A 17,822-nucleotide genomic window follows, 5' to 3' on the forward strand; every position below is an offset into this window, starting at 1 on the left:
TCTATTTAAGAGATACATCCATTAAAACAAGGATGGATTTTGAGAAATGGATTAATGACGATAGGTTATGATATAATAGGTAATAACCTTAAATTAGAGGAGAGTAATTCATGAAGAAAGTACCGATAGGAGTAAGTGATTTTAAAGAGTTAATAACTGAAAATTATTATTATGTAGATAAAAGTTTGTTTGTAAAAGAAATAATAGATGACGGAGCAAAGGTAATACTTCTTCCAAGACCTAGGCGTTTTGGGAAAACACTTAATATGAGTATGCTTAAGTATTTTTTTGAGAAAAATGATGAAGATAATAAATGTTTATTTAAAAATCTAAAGGTAAATAAGTATAAAGATATAATGGATATGCAGGGAAAATATCCAGTTATATATCTGACATTTAAAGATGTGAAAGATGGAAATTTTCAAAAGTGTTATGAAAAAATGAAGGAAATTATATCTATTGAATATTATAAACACAAATATCTACTAGATAATCATTTAAAAGGTATAGAAGAAACTTATTTTAAGAAAATACTATCTATGGAAGCTTCTCAAGGACAGTATGAAACAAGTCTTAAAAATCTAAGTAAGTTTTTAAGCGAATATTATAATCAAAAAACAATTGTGTTAATAGATGAATATGATACACCTATACAAAGCGGATATTTAAGTGGATACTATAAAGAAATAATAGAATTTATGAGAAATTTTTTGAGTGGTGTTCTTAAAGATAATGAGTATTTGCAAAAAGGAGTGCTTACTGGAATATTAAGAGTAGCGAAAGAAAGTATATTTTCGGGACTAAACAATTTAGAGGTTTGTACAATATTAAATAATCACTATAGTGATAAGTTTGGTTTTTTAGAAGGTGAAGTAGAAGAAATATTAAAGTATTATAATATAGAGTTTGAAATGGATGAAGTTAGAAAATGGTATAATGGATATATGTTTGGAGAAAATGTAATATACAACCCATGGTCAATATTAAATTATGTAAAAAATCATGAAAAAGGATTTAGACCTTATTGGGTGAATACGAGCAGTAATGATTTAGTAAAAATAGTATTGACAAAAGCAGGGGAAACAGTAAAAAAAGAACTTGAAGATTTGATAAAAGGAAAAACTATTGTAAAACAAATGAATGAAGATATAGTGATGAATGATATAGAAAATGGATCAGAAAATGTATGGAGTTTTTTGCTTTTTAGCGGGTATTTAAAGGTTATAAATGAAAATTTAAAAATGGGAAGAAGTTTTTGCACATTAGAAATACCAAACTTTGAAGTGAAATATCTATATGAAGAAATAATATTGGCTTGGTTTAAAGAAAGTATTAATAATGAAAAATTTAATTATATGCTAAAAAGTTTGACAACAGGGGATATAGAAACATTTGAAGATATATTTAGTGAGTATATAATAAAAAGTGCAAGCTATTTTGATATAGAGGAAAGTGAAAAGTTCTATCATGCATTTGTGCTTGGAATTTTAGTAGCATTAAATGAAGAATATGAAGTAAAGTCAAATAGAGAAAGTGGATATGGAAGATATGATGTAGCGTTAATTCCAAAAGACAGAAATAAACTAGGAATAATTATGGAGTTTAAGAAAGTAAATAAAAGAAGAAAAGAAACATTAGAGATTGCAGCAGATAAAGCAATAGCGCAAATAAAAGAAAAAAATTACAAACAGGAATTATTGGATATGGGAATTGAAAACATAATAGAGCTAGGAATTGCATTTGAAGGAAAAGAAGTTTTAGTAGTTGAGGGATAAGGAACGCCATGGCACAATCAGCCATGGCAGTTTTTGTTTTTGTATTTAATTATAAATTTTCAACAAATAATGGAATAAATATCCATAAAATTAATCATAATGTAAATAAATAAAAAAGGAGGTATTTAAATGAAATTGATAATAAATACACCTGGAACATATATATCCAAAGTTGGAGAATGCTTTCAGGTGAAAAAAGATAAACTCAAGCAACAATATTCTGCTAGAAAAGTAGAACAAATATTGATGACTACAAAAAGTGCATTAACTACTGATGTAATAGAACTTGCTATTGAAAACAATATAGATATAGTATTTTTAAAAAGCACGGGGAAACCACTCGCAAGAGTATGGCATTCAAAATTAGGAAGTATAAGTACCATAAGAAGAAAACAATTATTTTTACAAGATAATGTCATGGGGGTAGAGTTTGTAAAAGAATGGATAATACAAAAAATGCAAAATCAAATATCACATTTAAATAAGTTATCTGTAAATAGAAGAGACAATAGAAAAGATATCATAAAAGAAGCTATTGAAAAAATAAATACTCAAATTAAAAATATAAACAATATACCTAAAGCTAAATGTATAGAGCAAGTTAGAGATACTATTCAAGGATATGAAGGAAATGCAAGTCGTATATACTTTGGCGTATTAAGTAAATTAATTCCAACAGAATATAAATTCAGTGGAAGAAGTAAAAATCCTGCTAAAGATGAATTTAATGCCATGTTAAATTATGGATATGGAATAATGTATTCTAATGTAGAAAAAGCCTGTATATTATCAGGACTTGATCCGTATATAGGTATAATGCACACCGATAATTATAATAAAAAAGCGTTAGTATTTGATCTTATAGAAATGTATAGAGGTTATATAGATGAAATAGTATTTAAATTGTTTACAACTAAAAAAGTAAAGAAAACTTTTTTTGATAGAGTAGAAGATGGTGGGTTTTATTTAAATCAAGAAGGAAAAAAACTTTTGATAGGAAAGTACAATGAATATCTTCAAAAGAAAATTAAATATAAAGGTAGAAACATAGAATTTCAAAATATTATTCAGTATGATTGTCATAATATAGCAAATAGAATACTAAAAGAGGAGGCTGTATAATTGCTTATATGGGTTATATATGATATTACAAGTAACAAGATTAGAAGAAATATAGTCAAACACTGCAAAAATATAGGTCTTTATAGAGTTCAAAAAAGCGTATTTTTAGGAGATATTGATAATAACACATTAGATGAATTAAAACTTAAAGCAGAAGATATGGTAGATTTAGATAAAGATTCAGTATATATATTTCCTATGAGTAAATCAGAACTTAAAAAAGCAGGTCTTATAGGACAAGCTTTTGATAAGGAGTTGGTAACAGATGAACTTATCTCAAAGTTTTTTTAACGAAAACATTTATTATATAACACCTTCGCAAATTATAGAATTTTTATATTGTAAAAGATTTATATATTTTATGAAATGTTTAGGTATAAGTCAATATGAAGAAAAAAGATTTAAAGTTCAATTAGGAAGAAGTATTCATGAAAAAAAGCAAAAAGAAAATAAAGATTATTTGAGAACAAAACTAAATGTAATAAAAAAGGAAATAAATGTTCCGTTAATATCAGAAAAATTAGGAATAAAGGGAATAGTAGACGAAGTATTAACCTTAGAAGATAAAACCATGGCACCTCTCGATTATAAATTTGCTGAATATAATGATAAAATATATGATACGTATAAAACACAAATTATTATGTATGCACTCATGATAGAAGAAATGTATGGTTCTATAGTTAATAAAGGATATTTAGTTTATTGTAGGAATGGACATATAGTAAAAGAAATTGAAATTATGGATAAATCAAAAGATAAACTAAAAAATACAATTAAAGAATACTTAGATGTTTTACAAGGGTATTTTCCTAAGGCTACCAAATATAAATCTAGATGTATAGATTGTTGTTATTCAAACATTTGTATTAAATAAAGAAGGAATTAAAAATAAAACGTAGAAATAATAAAAGATAATGTAAAAAAATATAAAAAATAGAGAAAGGAGGTAAAAATATGATTGAGTATATAAAAAATATAGGAAAATACGTAAGAGAAAATAAAGACGATATAGATATGCTAGATTTTATGGTAAAAAAAATAAATTCAAAAGATATTAAATACATCCTTCCTATAAATATAGATACTAAAAAAGATGGAATTACAGTTGAGAGATTAAAAGATTTTTATGAAGATGTAGTAAAAGATGCACTTTTTTATCAAGCTGGTAATGGACTTTTGGGAGGGGGTATTAGATTAGATTACTATAAAGAATCTAGTGTGAAAAAAATTTGTAAATTTTGCGAGATAAAAGAAAAAGAAGAAGAAATAAAAAATATAATAGAAAATTACTTAAAAGAAAATGATAAAAACACTTTTTTTATTGTAAATATAAATAATAAAACTCCTAGAGAACTATTTGAAAATAAATTTATGAATACAATGTACTCAACAACATTTAATGAAGTAAAAGGAAATAACAAATGTCATTTATGCTCCAGTGAAGGAAAATGTTTTAATAGTGCAGTTTATAAATTTTATACAAATGATAAAGGTATTTACTCTAATATAGATTCTAAAGATAAAAATGGAATAGTAATATGTAAGGATTGTCTTGAAAATCTGATTGTTGGAAAAAAATATATAGAAGATAATCTTACAACTTATTGGCTTAAAAAGAGTGTAATGTTTTTACCTCACAACTATAATAAAAAAGTTGCAAAAGTATATGAAAGAGATTTTGAAGATGACAAAGGAACTGAAAAACTTTTAAAAAGTATATCAAGTAAAGAAAGGCAAGTAGTAAGAAGATTATCTGAAACTCAGTCTTTAACAGATATGATTTTTTACGAACAAAATAATCAATTCTTTAGAATAAATCATTCCATAGTAGATATACTTCCTTCAAGATTTAGTAAAATATCAAAATTATTAGATAAATATGATGATATTGATGATAAAGGAAAATTCAGCTTATATTCAGTAATTAAATATTGTTCATCAGTTAAAGTTTCAGGGAATGAGTTAAAAACAACAGATAAAGAAGAGCTTAAAATACTATCATCAATATTTAAAGGAACGAAAATAGATAGAAATTTATTTTTTAAAAGAGTAATGCAGGTATATAAGTATAACTATGTAAGAGGTAATCACAAAAAGTTTGCTTGTATTAAAAATATAAATAAAATATATAATTTTTTATGTGAATGTAGCTGCTTAGAAAAGGGGTGGAATGTATTGAAAACATATTCAAGCTATGAACAATTATTTGATGATAATATAAATTATTTTGACAGTAATGAAAAAAAAGCATGGTTTATTTTGGGAAGAGCATACAGTAATATGATTTATCAAATAAAAACCAAATTAAATGAAGAAAATAGCAAAACTTCCTTAGAAAAAAACTTTTTATTCGCTAGAAGATTTGATTTTAACGATTTTATATATTTTTCAAATTTATTAACAGATAAAATAGAAAAATATAAAGTTGAAAGTAACTATCTTAAAAATATGATAAGTGAAGCTAAACTTTTAATGGCTAATAAAGAAAATAAGATTTCACAAGATGAAGCTAAGTACATATTTGCATGGGGAAAAGACTCATATTTTGAAAAAGAAAAAAATGAAAGTGAGGTTGAGTAAAAATGGCAGATACTAGAGAATACTTATTATATTCAGATGCAACAATGTCTAATCCAAATGGTGATATGATAAATGATAACAGACCAAGACAAGATGAAAGAACATATCAACTTGAAATGTCAGATGTAAGAATAAAAAGGTATGTAAGAGATGAATTAGATGCAAGAGGAGAAAAGGTATTTGTAAAGCCTACTAAAAATGATAAAGGATTATTTATAGATTGTAAAGGGGTAGCAGCTAAGGTAATAAAGGATGAAAAAATAAAAAAAGATCAATTAGAAGATAAATTAAAACAAGAATATAAAGATGTGAAATTATTTGGTGCAGTAATAACAAAACCTAAATTTAATATACATGGACCACTTCAAATAGTATGGAGTAAAAGCCTTCATGAATGTGATATAGTATTTGCACAAGGGACTTCTGTTTTTACAGGTTCAAAATCAGAAGCGAAACAGGGAACTACTTGGTCAAAATATTATACACCTTATGCACTTTTTAAAACTTATATGGTATATAACGATATGATTGCTAAAAGACAAAATATAGATGTAAGTGAAGACGACTTAGAAGAATTTAAAGATGTATTAATAAGTGGAATTAGAAATTATAAAAGTACATCTAAAAATCAAATGCCAAGACTTTTAGTAGAAGTTATATATAATAAGAATTATATAGATGGAGAACTAGATTATATAGATGTTAAAAAGAAAAAACAAGATCTTGAAATAAGAAGTATAGAAGAATTTAGCTTTGATTTAAAACCTTTATTAGATTATTATGAAAGAAAAAAAGATATAATAAAGAAAATTAATATATACAAACATCCAAAGGTAGAACTTCTTAATATAAATGAAGAATTTAATGTTTTTGACATTTAAGAGGGTGGTCATATGAAAAGCCTAATATTTACAGCAAAAAGTTCATTTGCACGCTTTAGATGTCCGCACACTACAACATCAGCACTTACATTTTCAACTATACATCCTGTGGCTGTAAGAGGACTTATAGGAGCAGTAGTTGGAATAGATTATAAGGATTTATATGAATATAGTAATGACATTAAAATAGGTATTCAAGTTTTAAATAAGGTATATAAAGATACACAGTCTTTCAATTTAATACCTCAAGTAACTACTAATAAAAAATCTCCTACATTTATATCAAGAATACAGTTTTTAAGAGATGTTAAATATAGAATATTTTTAAGCACAGGTGAGGAAAAATTAAATCAAATAGAAAATATATTAAAATCTAAAGAATATGTGTTTACCCCATATTTAGGATGCAGTGAACATATAGCAAAATTAGAATATGAAAAAACAGTGGATATTGAAAATATTGAAGAAAATTATACTCATACATTAGTTCCTAAAGATTATATAGAGTTTGATTTTGATAATGAATTTGAATTTTATGTTGACAGGATACCTACTAAAAATAACAAAGAAAGAGAATATATAGAATATGAAAATATAGTATTTTCTCCAAATAATATAATAAACATAAAAAACAAAACTTTATTTAAAAAAGTTGGTGAATATAATGTCTTTTTCTTTTAAAATTATGTCCCATATAAATGAAAATAAAAGTGGTCAGCTACTAATTGACCACTTAACTCAAGTTAGAGATATTGCTTTAAAAACTCATAAAACCCATGGCAAAAATAAAGAACTTGATGAAATTATAGAAATTATATGTATGTGCCATGACTTTGGAAAAGCAAGTAAATATTTTCAAGATTATTTAAAAGGAGAGTATAATGGGAGATTAAAATGCCATGGTGAAATATCAGCATATTTTGCATATTATATGCTACCTGAAAAATGGAAATTTATAGGGTTTATGTGCGTTAAAAGGCATCATGGAAATTTAGAACCATCAACAAGCTTATTTGAATATAATAAAAAGCAACTTATAAAAATTAGTAATTCAATAAAAGAAAATATAGAAGAACTAAATAATATTTATAAAAAAGATATATCTGAGTTTTTTGAGTTAATACAAGATGAAGACTTTCTAGAAGGACCTATTGATGATTTTTATGATGTGGAATTTGAGATAGAGGATTACATAAATACACATTATATATACTCACTTTTATTAACTTCGGATAAAACACAATTAATAAGAGGTAGTGCCTATGAAAATAAAACAGATGTGTATGATGGTTATGTAAAAAAATATCAACAAAAAATAAAAAAAGAATTAGTGCAAAAATACCCAAATATAAAAGATACAAAATTATTTAAAATAAGAAATAAAATATATGAAGAAGTATTAAATAGTATAGACAATATAGATATAAATAAAAATCATATATTTTCAATAAATGTACCAACAGGAACATCAAAGACACTTGCAGCTTATGGAGCTTCTTTTAGATTATTTCAAAGAATATATAATGAAAGTAATAAAAACATAATTCCAAGTATAATTTATACAATACCATTTACAAGTGTTATAGATCAAAATTATGAAGTTCTTGAAAATATTTTAAAAGAAAACAATATAAAGATATTTGAAAGTTTTATACTAAAACATCACTCTATGACACCACTTGAATATAAAGATAATACTTTAGATGAAGAAAAAGAATATAGAAATTATGATGCTAGATTTTGTGTGGAAAATTGGCAAAGCACTATAATAACTACCACATTTGTACAACTTTTTAATACAATATTTAAAGCAGGTAAAAATTCTATAGTGAATAGATTTCATAAATTAGCAGGAAGTATAATTATATTAGATGAAGTACAGGCAATAGATCCTAAATATTATAAAATAATAGAAAAAATATTTGATATTTTATGCAAAAAATTTAACTGCTACATTATAACTGTTACAGCAACAAAACCATTATTCTTACAAGGAATAGAACTTGTAAAGAGTAATAAAGAAATATTTAAACAGTTAGATAGAATACAAATAGAAAATTATATAGATAATCCTATAAATATAGATACATTTTGTGAAATTTTAAAAGAAGATATATATACTCAAAGTGAAAAAAGTTTTTTAATAGTTTTAAACACAATAAAATCATCATTATATGTTTTAGATGAATTAGAAAAAATAGAAGATAGAAAAGTATTATATTTATCAACAGCAATACATCCACAAAGAAGACTTGAAGTAATAAATGAAATAAAAAATAGTGATGAAAAGTATATACTTGTATCAACTCAAATTATAGAAGCTGGAGTTGATATAGACTTTGATATAGTTTATAGGGATTTTTCAATTATGGATTCAATAAATCAAACTGGAGGTAGAGCAAATAGAAATGCAATTAAAGGAAAAGGAATATTAAGGCTATTTTATTTAATTGATGAAAATGAAAGACCTTTTTGCTCATATATATATTCTAATTCTTTATTAGATGCAACTAAAAAGATACTGCAAGGTAGACAAATTATAAATGAAAATGAAATTTTAGATATAAATGAAGAATACTTCAAAGCGGTAGACAATATAAAAAGTAATGATGCATCTAACAAAATATATAAATATATAGAAAAACTTGAATTTAATAATATAAGAAAAGAATTTGAACTTATAAAAGACGATATTCCAAAGGAAGATATAATTATAAATTACAATGAAGAAACTCAAAATTGTATAGACATAATCTTAGAAGGAAAAGGAGAATATCAAGATATATTAAATGCTTGGAGGACTTTAAATAAATATAAAATATCAGTACTCAAAAAAGACTTAAAAAATATAAATGATAATTGCAATAATAAAAAAGGGATGAGAATTTTAGATAAATGCTACTATGATGAAAATAGAGGCATAAAAATCACAAACATATCCATTTGTTAGGAGGAATTATGAAGTTAGACTATACACTTTTAAAGTTTGAAAATTTAAACTTAAATTCAACTCAAGGAGTAAAGATAAGAGGATATTTTGCTAATAAATATAGTGATAAATCTATTATGCACAATCACCATAATGATAAATTTATTTATAGATACCCTAAAGTTCAGTATAAAGTCATAGACAATAACCCTATAATATGTGGAATTTTAGAAGGAGCAGATTTTATAGCAAGTATTGGATTAAATGAGGATAAAATTGTTATAGATCAAGATGAAATTTATACATATCAAAAAAAGATAATAAAAGAAAGTATTGAGTTTGGTATAACTGATAATTACATAAAGTATAGCTTTGTAACGCCATGGCTAGCTTTAAATCAAAGTAATTTTATGAAATATGAAAAAATGAATGAAATGCAGAAAGAGGAATTTTTAAAGAAAATACTAATAGGAAATATATTATCAATGTCTAAAAGTCTAAAATATAAAGTAGATAAAAAAATATATGTATCAATTGACTTAAAAGAATGTAACGTTAATTTTAAAAATGTGAAAATGAAAGGATTTAAAGGCAATTTTAAAGTTAATTTTAATATTCCACAGTTTTTAGGTATAGGAAAATCTGTATCTAGAGGATTTGGAACTGTAAAAAAATCTAGCAATAAATTTATGTGATTTTATAGAACAGCCATATATTACTATATATAGCTGTTTTATTTTTTAGGGAAAATTAGTATAATAAAAATGATTATGTAATAAAAAGGATAAAGTTCCAGAAAGGAGCATTTATTTTGCAGATATGTTTAATAAAATTTGAAACAGATGAAAATTTTAGAACACGAGATGTAGAAAAATTAAGAGGATATATAGCAAATACTTTCAAAGAAGAAATAATGGTACATAATCATATAAGTACTTTTGAATTTAATTATAAAATGCCTAAAATACAATATAAGCTTATAGATAAAAAATTGGCTATATTTGGAATAGAGCAAGGCGCTGAATTTATAAAAAATAACTGCATAAATGTGAAAGAAATTGATATAGAAGGCAAAATAATTAAAAATTTTAGAACGCAAATTATTATAGATAATAAAGAATTTGAAGTTGCTGATGAATTATTTTCATATAAATTTATAACGCCATGGCTAGCGCTTAATCAAAATAATTACTTAAAATTTAAAAAAGGTGAATTTGATTTAAATAAGCAGATACAGAATAACATATTATCTAACTTTAAGGATTTAGGGATAAAAGTAAATAAAAAAATTATAGCAAAAGGAGATTTTAAACCAATAAAGATTATAATGAAGGATACAGAGCTTATAGGATTTAAAGGGGATTTTGTATGCAATGTAAAAATACCAGATTATATGGGAATAGGAAAAAGAAAATCAATAGGATATGGAACAGTCATATCTAATTAGGGGAGGTGTATTATGCTAAATATAAATAATGAAAATTATATAATAGCTTTAGCTGGTCTTTTACATGATATAGGAAAGCTTTTAAATAGATGTGATGATTATATGGGAAAAAGATATCTTCCGAATAAAAAACATCAACAATTATCAGTTGACTTTTTAAAATTACTTAAAGAAAAAAATATTTTAAAGGAAAACGAACTTCTTACATTACTGGTTCAAAAACATCATGAACATCATACAATAGAAGAACAATTTAGAGTGAATAGTATAAAAAATACATATCAAAGAGTTTTAGCGTATTTAATATCAAGAGCAGATAATTATTCATCAAGTGAAAGAAGAGATGGAGAAAATAAATCTTCTTATTTTAAAACTCAGCCACTTGATAGTTTGTTTAATAAACTAGAAATTAACAACAATAAATTTTATAATGAAAATTCTAAATACAAGCTAAAAGAATTTTCATGTAAAGAATATGAAAATGTATTTCCTAAAAATTTTGAAAAAAATACACAAGAAGAAATTAAAGAATTAGTAGATAAATTTATAAGTGAATTAGACAAGCTAAATACAGATGACTTTGAAATGTTTTTTAAAACTCTATTTTATATACTTAGAAAATATACATGGTGTCTACCTAGTGATACAACAAAAAATATTTGTGATATATCTTTATTTGACCATCTAAAAACAACAAGTGCAATAGCTCTTTGCAGCTATTTATATCATAAAGAAAATAATAGTTTAGATGAAAAAAGTGCAAAAGATGATAAAGAAGATAAGTTTTTGATTATTGGATGTGATATTGAAGGAATATCAGAATATATAAATGATATTAACACAACTAAAAATGCATCTAAAAGATTAAGAGGAAAATCTTTTTTTGCTAATTTATTAGTAAAATCTATTTCTTATAAAATAATAAAAGAGCTTAATTTGACTATTGCCAATAACATTATAAATATAGGAAATAGATTCTATATATTAGCTCCTAAAACATATCCTGTAAAAGAAAAATTATTAAAAATTAAAAGAGATATTAATGATTATTTGTTTAATGAATTTGAAGCATCTATTTATTTTAATTTAACAGTTATTTCTGTTTGCGGAGAAAAACTAAGAAATTTTAGAGAAATAGTAGATGAAATTAATCATAAATTACAAAAAAATTCTAATCAAAAATATAAAGAAAATATACTAAAAAATCCTGTAATATCTTTTGATTTTGAAATTGGTGGAGTATGCCCTATATGTCAAAAATATTTTAAACCTAAGAATAATGATAAATGTAGATTTTGTGAAAATGAAATAAACATAGGTACATATGTTACAAAATCAAAATATATAGCTTATTATAGTGAAGACATAAATTATAATAAAAAAATTAAAATATTTAATGATATATATGTTGTTTTTTTAGAAGATAAAAATGATTTAGATAATATTGATAAATCTCCTTATATAGTTATGAATTTACAAGATACTGAAATTTTAACTAATTATCCTAGTGGATTTGAATTTTATGCAAATTATGCTCCAACTTATGAAAGTTTAGAAGAATATAGATTTTATACTAAAAAAGATGATACTAATTATGAAAATGACATTAAAAGCTTTGAGGCTATATCATCTCAAGCTCAAGGGGTTAAAAATTTAGGAATTTTAAAGTTAGATTTAGATAATTTACAACTTCTTATGGATGTTGGATTATTTGGTAAAGAAGATATTAAAAATTTACCAGACTATGAAGAAGATGAAAAAAGTAAATTTGATTATACTTCTATTTCTAGAATATCTAATTTAAGTACAATGATTAATACTTTTTTAATAGTTATATATACAATAAATTCTCAAGATCTAGGTTAGAAATTATAAATTTAGAAAAAGAAAAAGTAAAAATAAATTTACACAATCATTATATTGTAAATTCAAATGGGGCAGACCTTACTTTAATTGGGCCATGGAATGAAGTTATATTTACTGCTAAATTTATAAATGATAAATTTAAGGAGTTTGTGTCTAATAATACTGATATAACTTTATCGGCATCAATTGCTTTTATGAAAAATAAAGAAGCTATAATGAACGTATTTAAAAAAGCAGATGAAGGATTAAAAAAAGCAAAAGAAGAAGGAAAAAATGGAATAGTTATATTTGATAGATTTATAAAGTGGGAAGATTTTAATGAAATATTTGACTTAGGGGAATATATTTATAAAAATCTTCAAAATCAGACATATTCTCAAAGCTTTATATATAGACTTTTAAGTTATACTAACATGGTTGAAGAATATGTTAATTCAAACTATGAAGATGTATCTAAACTTCTATATATATCGAAATTTAATTATGATATATATAGAAATTTAATCCCTAAAATAGCAAATAAATTAGGAATAAAAAATTATAAAAAAGATGAAGAAATAATATTTAAACAAGAAGAAATATCAAAACTTAAAAAGTATTTTGATAATATACCTGATGAAAATAGTTTTATATATAAATACATGAAAATAGCTTTAAATTATGCTGTAAGAAAAAATAGAGGAGGGGAATAAATTGAGTTACAATTCAAAAGGTAATAAAAAATGTGCTAAACAAGAGCCTATCAAATTTGAATTTGTTGAAAAGGGATATACAGATGAAAAAGGAAATTTAAGAGAAGAATTAATAACAACTGAAGCACAATATATTGCAAAAAAATTATATAATGAAAAACTTTCTAACTCTCAATTAAGAGCGTTCTTTAATGAAGTAAAAGCAATAAAAAGTAGAATAAATGAAAGTGAAGAATTATTTGAAAAAAACTATCCTTTTATACTAATGCTAAAATCAAAAGCTGAATACAAGTATAGAAATGGATTTAATTCAAAAATAACTAAAGGATTTAGAGATTTTATAAATGAAAGTGTTGATTATATAAAAGAGAATAAAAGCTTGGATACATTTGAAAACTTTGTATTATTCTTTGAAGCAATAATTGGATATTTTTACGGATTTGGTGGAGAAAACAATAGATAATAAGGGGTGATATTATGAAACTTAAAGGTATAAAACAAATAAAAGGAAAAATAATTCTTTTATCAGGTATGGCGATAGGAGGAAATGCAGCTAATATAGAAATTGGAGGAAATGATAATCCTATAATAAGAAATCCATTTACTAATGAGCCTTATATACCAGGAAGTTCTATAAAGGGTAAACTTAGAACTTTAACTGAATGGAATTTAGGGAAAGTGGAAAATGATGGGGCTATACATAGTTGTAAAGAAAAATATTGTCCTGTATGTACAATATTTGGAAGAAGTGCAGTAGATAGTAGAGAGGCTCAAAGTGGCCCAACAAGACTTATAGTAAGGGATGCATATTTAACTGATGACTCTAAAAAAGATTTAGAAGAACTTAGAAAAAAAACAGGAACAGATACAGAAATGAAATATGAAAATAGTATAAATAGAATAACTTCAATTGCTGTTCCTAGAAATATAGAAAGAGTTCCAGCAGGAATTGAGTTTGAATTTGAAATGTCGTATAAAATATTTGATTTAGATGATGGTGGAAAATTAGATGAACAAAATTTTGAAAATGTATTAAAAGGATTAAAACTCTTATCATTAGATGGAATAGGTGGAGGAGTATCAAGAGGTAATGGACATATTAAATTAGAAGTTTATGTTGATGGGCAAAAAATAGATATAGAAAATATAAATATCTAGGGGGGATATACATTGAAATACACGGTATATGAATGGAAAATAAATCCTAAATCCTCCTTTTTAACAAAACTTCATTCAGATACTATATGGGGACATATAATGTGGGCTATAAGATATTTAGATGGAGAAAATTATTTAAAAAGTATATTAAATGAATTTAAAAATTATAACCCACCTTTTATAGTATCTAATGGATTTTTATCAAATTATCTGCCTTTTATAAAAACATCTTATATAAATAATGCTGATAATAATAAACTGGCTAAAGATTCTAAAGCTGTAAAAATAAAATTAACAAAACTATTAAAACAGATTGAAGATATTGAATATATAAATATAGATGTTTTTAATGAAATAAGAGAAGGTAAGAAATTAAAAACAATATACAAAGAATTAGTGCAAAATATAAGATGTCCAATTACAATGGAAAAAATAGAGCCTAACTTTAAGAGGAAATTAGAACTATTTTTTAAAAGTAAAAAAGAATATATTAAAAAATACAATATAAAACAGTATTCTGATTTGATTAAAACTGTAAATGTAATTAAAAATAGAATAAATAGAATTACAAATTCATCTGAACAAGAATATGGTTCTGGAGTATTTAATAACATAGAAACTTTTTATAATTCTACTTTATCAATATATATAAAAGTAAGAGATGATTTTGATATTGATAAACTTAAAAAATATTTAGATTACATACAACTTACGGGATTTGGCAAAAAAGCGAGTTCAGGAAAAGGACATTTTGAAACGGTATATTTTAAAGAAAGAAAAGACTTGTTTGAAAATAATTTTGGTGGAAATGGATTTGTGATTTTATCCAATTATATTCCTAAAAATGGTGATTTTGAGGGAGTTATAAGTTCTAATATAATAACTAAAAGAGCAAAGGTATCAGGGTTATATTCAAATAGGGAAAATGTGTTTAAAAAACCTTTTGTATGCTACAGCCCAGGCTCTGTATTTAGAGGAAAAGCAGATGAGATTAAAGGAAGAATGTTAAGTGGATTGTATTATGATGATAATGTAGTTCAGTGTATGATACCATTTACTTTGGGGGTGAAATTGTAATGATTGAAAATTATAAAATAACACTTACCCCTATAACTCCTATACATATAGGAAATGGACAAGAGATATTTCCTTATGAATATATAGTTAAAAATGGATATTTGTATAAATTCAATGCTATGGATTTATATGATAATTTAGGAGAAGAGCAAAAGAATAAGTTTAATGAATATGCACAAAAAAGTTTAATAGAACTTAGAACATATATAACTCAGATATATGATGAAAGATTAGGGTATGAAGCTAAAATAGAAGCATCAGATGAATTTATATATAATTACGATAAAAAAATACAAGGAGCTAAAAATTCAAATGAAGAAAATTCATTTATAGTAAATGATTTTGTAAATATAAATAACAAAGCATACATACCAGCGAGTACATTAAAAGGGGCTATAAAAAGTGCATATTTATATGATTTAGGGGATTGTAATAAAAAATTTGATTATAAGGTTATTAAAAACAATAAAGGAAGAATTGATAATAACAGGAGTGAAAAATATAAATCTAATATTTACGAAAAGGATATTTTACAAAAAACTAATGCTTTTGATGATCCTTTTAAATCAGTAAAAATTTCGGATTCAGATTTATTAGAAAATGTATTAAGATTATATAATATAAATATATATACATATAAAAAAAAGAAGTGTGTATTTAAAAAAGGAATTCCTTTTTATTCTCTATGTACAAAATCTGTTTTATCGACAAATGATGAAATAAAATTTAATATTAATTTAAATCTTTTTAAAGGATATTACAATAAAGGAAAAGTAAAAAAAGAAATAACAAAATTTGATATTTTAGATGCACTTAATCTTAAATCATTAGATATAATAGATAATGAAATAGAATTTTATGAAAATAAAGCTAAATACAATGAAACTCTTGAAGTTTATGAAAAATTGAAAAAAATACACGATGACTTAGATAAAGATAGTGAAGCTTTAATAAGAATTGGAAAAGGAATAGGGTTTGACAGTACGACATTTAATCTAGTGAATACAAATAAGGTTGATATTAATTCAAGAAGTTTAGTTGAAGAAATTTATCCTTTAGGATGGGCAGTGATAAAGTTTGTTTAATAGTTTTTTAATAAAAATAAAAGCATTAGAAGATACTCAAATAAATAATGTAGCTGAACAAATACATATGAGCATAGTTGAAATAATTAAACAAAAAAATGAGTATGATTTTTTAAAGGCATTTACTGTATCGACTTTTTTAGGATATGGTAGATATAAACTAGATATAGAAAAAGGTAAAATTTATTTTTTTAGAGTAACAACACTAAATAAAAATTTATTTGCTCTACTTAGTTCTATATTTTTTAGAAAAAAAATATTAAAAGAGGATGTAAAAATAGAAAACTCTATTTTTTTAGTGAAGGATATATTAATCTCTGGACAACAAAGTAAATGGGCAGGAAGTTTTAATAAAGAGCATATAGATTATATATTTAATAATAATGATTTAGACGATATTTTAAAAATAAAATTTATAACTCCAACTTTTTTTAAAATAGGGAGCAAATTTTATGATGAAATAAATTCAGAAATTTTGTTTAACAATTTATTAAAAAAGTTTAATAAATACAGTGATTATAAAATAGATAAATCTTGTTTAGAAGAATTAAAAAATATAAATATAAAATTAGAAAATATAAATAAAAGAATTATTTCATTAAAAAGATGCAAAGTACAAGGTTTTACAGGAGAGATAACGTTAGATTTTAAAGATATAGAGCAGAAAATAAAAAAAATAGCTTATATCCTTTTAAAATTTTCGTTTTATAGTGGAGTAGGATATAAAAGTGAGCGAGGGTTTGGACAAGTTATTATTTTATGATTAATGAAAAAAGCAAGTAAAAAATATACTTTACTTGCTTTTTTTATGTTTGATTGTTGATATTTTATATGGTAAAATATTACTTGTTATTAGGTATATATGAACAATAAAGGTAATTAAAATTGCTGATAAATTAAAATATAAATGTAAAAAATATAAATGATATTATCAATAAAAAGTTTTGTTCCTATAAAAATATTTGAGATTTTAAACTGATTTTATACTCGTCAAAAAAGTTTCAAAATTGAGTAATTGCAATATTTTTGTGAAAAAGTGCTATTTAAGAGATACATCCATTAAAATAAGGATTGATTTTGAGAAATGGATTAATGATGATAGGTTATGATATAATAGGTAATAACCTTAAATTAGAGGAGAGAAATTCATGAAGAAAGTACCAATAGGAATAAGTGATTTTAAAAAATTGATAACTGAAAATTATTA

17 protein-coding genes are annotated in these 17,822 nt (G+C 23.8%); all 17 read left to right on the forward strand.

The annotated features are described in order from the left end of the window. The first annotated feature begins 110 nt into the window (after positions 1-110). Positions 111-1,775 carry an AAA family ATPase gene (locus BUA19_RS10325; protein WP_072726253.1) on the forward strand — a complete coding sequence of 555 codons (1,665 nt, stop codon included), beginning with the start codon at positions 111-113 and terminating at the stop codon, positions 1,773-1,775. A 129-nt stretch (positions 1,776-1,904) separates the two neighbouring features. After that, the gene (gene cas1 / locus BUA19_RS10330) at positions 1,905-2,897 is read left to right on the forward strand and encodes a CRISPR-associated endonuclease Cas1 (RefSeq protein ID WP_072726255.1); all 993 of its coding nucleotides are present in this window, start codon (positions 1,905-1,907) and stop codon (positions 2,895-2,897) included. Beyond that, positions 2,898-3,188, forward strand: a complete 291-nt coding sequence (gene cas2, locus BUA19_RS10335; RefSeq protein ID WP_072726256.1) for a CRISPR-associated endonuclease Cas2 — start codon at positions 2,898-2,900, stop codon at positions 3,186-3,188. Next, entirely contained in the window at positions 3,163-3,774 is a 612-nt protein-coding gene (gene cas4, locus BUA19_RS10340; RefSeq protein ID WP_072726258.1) for a CRISPR-associated protein Cas4, read from the forward strand. Before cas2 ends, cas4 begins: the two co-directional genes overlap by 26 nt. 80 nt (positions 3,775-3,854) lie before the next feature. Continuing rightward, complete coding sequence (locus BUA19_RS10345) at positions 3,855-5,480, forward strand: TIGR02556 family CRISPR-associated protein (protein ID WP_072726260.1); 1,626 nt, start codon at positions 3,855-3,857, stop codon at positions 5,478-5,480. 2 nt (positions 5,481-5,482) lie between these two features. Beyond that, positions 5,483-6,361 (forward strand): type I-B CRISPR-associated protein Cas7/Csh2, encoded by an 879-nt coding sequence (cas7b, locus tag BUA19_RS10350; RefSeq protein WP_072726262.1) that lies wholly within the window; start codon positions 5,483-5,485, stop codon positions 6,359-6,361. Positions 6,362-6,373: 12 nt separating this feature from the next. Next, positions 6,374-7,042, forward strand: a complete 669-nt coding sequence (cas5b, locus tag BUA19_RS10355) for a type I-B CRISPR-associated protein Cas5b (RefSeq protein ID WP_072726264.1) — start codon at positions 6,374-6,376, stop codon at positions 7,040-7,042. Then, the gene (locus BUA19_RS10360) at positions 7,026-9,311 is read left to right on the forward strand and encodes a CRISPR-associated helicase/endonuclease Cas3 (protein ID WP_072726265.1); all 2,286 of its coding nucleotides are present in this window, start codon (positions 7,026-7,028) and stop codon (positions 9,309-9,311) included. Before cas5b ends, BUA19_RS10360 begins: the two co-directional genes overlap by 17 nt. A gap of 8 nt (positions 9,312-9,319) precedes the next feature. Beyond that, a complete protein-coding gene (locus BUA19_RS10365; protein WP_072726267.1) occupies positions 9,320-9,985 on the forward strand; it encodes a CRISPR-associated endonuclease Cas6 in 666 nt (221 codons plus the stop codon). 116 nt (positions 9,986-10,101) lie between these two features. Next, a complete protein-coding gene (locus tag BUA19_RS10370; RefSeq protein ID WP_072726269.1) occupies positions 10,102-10,737 on the forward strand; it encodes a CRISPR-associated endonuclease Cas6 in 636 nt (211 codons plus the stop codon). 12 nt (positions 10,738-10,749) lie between these two features. Continuing rightward, positions 10,750-12,603, forward strand: coding sequence for a type III-A CRISPR-associated protein Cas10/Csm1 (gene cas10, locus BUA19_RS10375; RefSeq protein WP_072726271.1), 1,854 nt, complete (start codon positions 10,750-10,752; stop codon positions 12,601-12,603). A gap of 32 nt (positions 12,604-12,635) precedes the next feature. Then, complete coding sequence (locus tag BUA19_RS10380) at positions 12,636-13,295, forward strand: Cas10/Cmr2 second palm domain-containing protein (RefSeq protein ID WP_408645619.1); 660 nt, start codon at positions 12,636-12,638, stop codon at positions 13,293-13,295. Between the two features lies 1 nt (position 13,296). Next, positions 13,297-13,758, forward strand: coding sequence for a type III-A CRISPR-associated protein Csm2 (csm2, locus tag BUA19_RS10385; RefSeq protein ID WP_072726274.1), 462 nt, complete (start codon positions 13,297-13,299; stop codon positions 13,756-13,758). 14 nt (positions 13,759-13,772) lie between these two features. After that, entirely contained in the window at positions 13,773-14,453 is a 681-nt protein-coding gene (csm3, locus tag BUA19_RS10390; RefSeq protein ID WP_072726275.1) for a type III-A CRISPR-associated RAMP protein Csm3, read from the forward strand. Positions 14,454-14,465: 12 nt separating this feature from the next. Continuing rightward, positions 14,466-15,530: a type III-A CRISPR-associated RAMP protein Csm4 gene (gene csm4 / locus BUA19_RS10395; protein WP_072726277.1), complete on the forward strand. Its 1,065-nt coding sequence runs from the start codon at positions 14,466-14,468 to the stop codon at positions 15,528-15,530. Then, positions 15,530-16,615 carry a type III-A CRISPR-associated RAMP protein Csm5 gene (csm5, locus tag BUA19_RS10400; RefSeq protein ID WP_072726279.1) on the forward strand — a complete coding sequence of 362 codons (1,086 nt, stop codon included), beginning with the start codon at positions 15,530-15,532 and terminating at the stop codon, positions 16,613-16,615. The genes csm4 and csm5 overlap by 1 nt, the downstream gene beginning before the upstream one ends. Beyond that, a complete protein-coding gene (gene cas6, locus BUA19_RS10405) occupies positions 16,608-17,378 on the forward strand; it encodes a CRISPR system precrRNA processing endoribonuclease RAMP protein Cas6 (protein ID WP_072726281.1) in 771 nt (256 codons plus the stop codon). The genes csm5 and cas6 overlap by 8 nt, the downstream gene beginning before the upstream one ends. Positions 17,379-17,822 lie beyond the last annotated feature (444 nt).

Source organism: Tepidibacter thalassicus DSM 15285 (assembly GCF_900129915.1).
In the GTDB taxonomy this organism is placed as follows: domain Bacteria; phylum Bacillota; class Clostridia; order Peptostreptococcales; family Peptostreptococcaceae; genus Tepidibacter; species Tepidibacter thalassicus.

Coding starts and splice junctions, on each gene's coding strand:
- cas5b (WP_072726264.1), top strand. CDS start 6,374: ATGAAAAGCCTAATATTTACAGCAAAAAGTTCATTTGCACGCTTTAGA.
- cas7b (WP_072726262.1), top strand. CDS start 5,483: ATGGCAGATACTAGAGAATACTTATTATATTCAGATGCAACAATGTCT.
- BUA19_RS10345 (WP_072726260.1), top strand. CDS start 3,855: ATGATTGAGTATATAAAAAATATAGGAAAATACGTAAGAGAAAATAAA.
- csm3 (WP_072726275.1), top strand. CDS start 13,773: ATGAAACTTAAAGGTATAAAACAAATAAAAGGAAAAATAATTCTTTTA.
- cas1 (WP_072726255.1), top strand. CDS start 1,905: ATGAAATTGATAATAAATACACCTGGAACATATATATCCAAAGTTGGA.
- cas10 (WP_072726271.1), top strand. CDS start 10,750: ATGCTAAATATAAATAATGAAAATTATATAATAGCTTTAGCTGGTCTT.
- BUA19_RS10360 (WP_072726265.1), top strand. CDS start 7,026: ATGTCTTTTTCTTTTAAAATTATGTCCCATATAAATGAAAATAAAAGT.
- csm5 (WP_072726279.1), top strand. CDS start 15,530: ATGATTGAAAATTATAAAATAACACTTACCCCTATAACTCCTATACAT.
- BUA19_RS10365 (WP_072726267.1), top strand. CDS start 9,320: ATGAAGTTAGACTATACACTTTTAAAGTTTGAAAATTTAAACTTAAAT.
- cas4 (WP_072726258.1), top strand. CDS start 3,163: ATGAACTTATCTCAAAGTTTTTTTAACGAAAACATTTATTATATAACA.
- BUA19_RS10325 (WP_072726253.1), top strand. CDS start 111: ATGAAGAAAGTACCGATAGGAGTAAGTGATTTTAAAGAGTTAATAACT.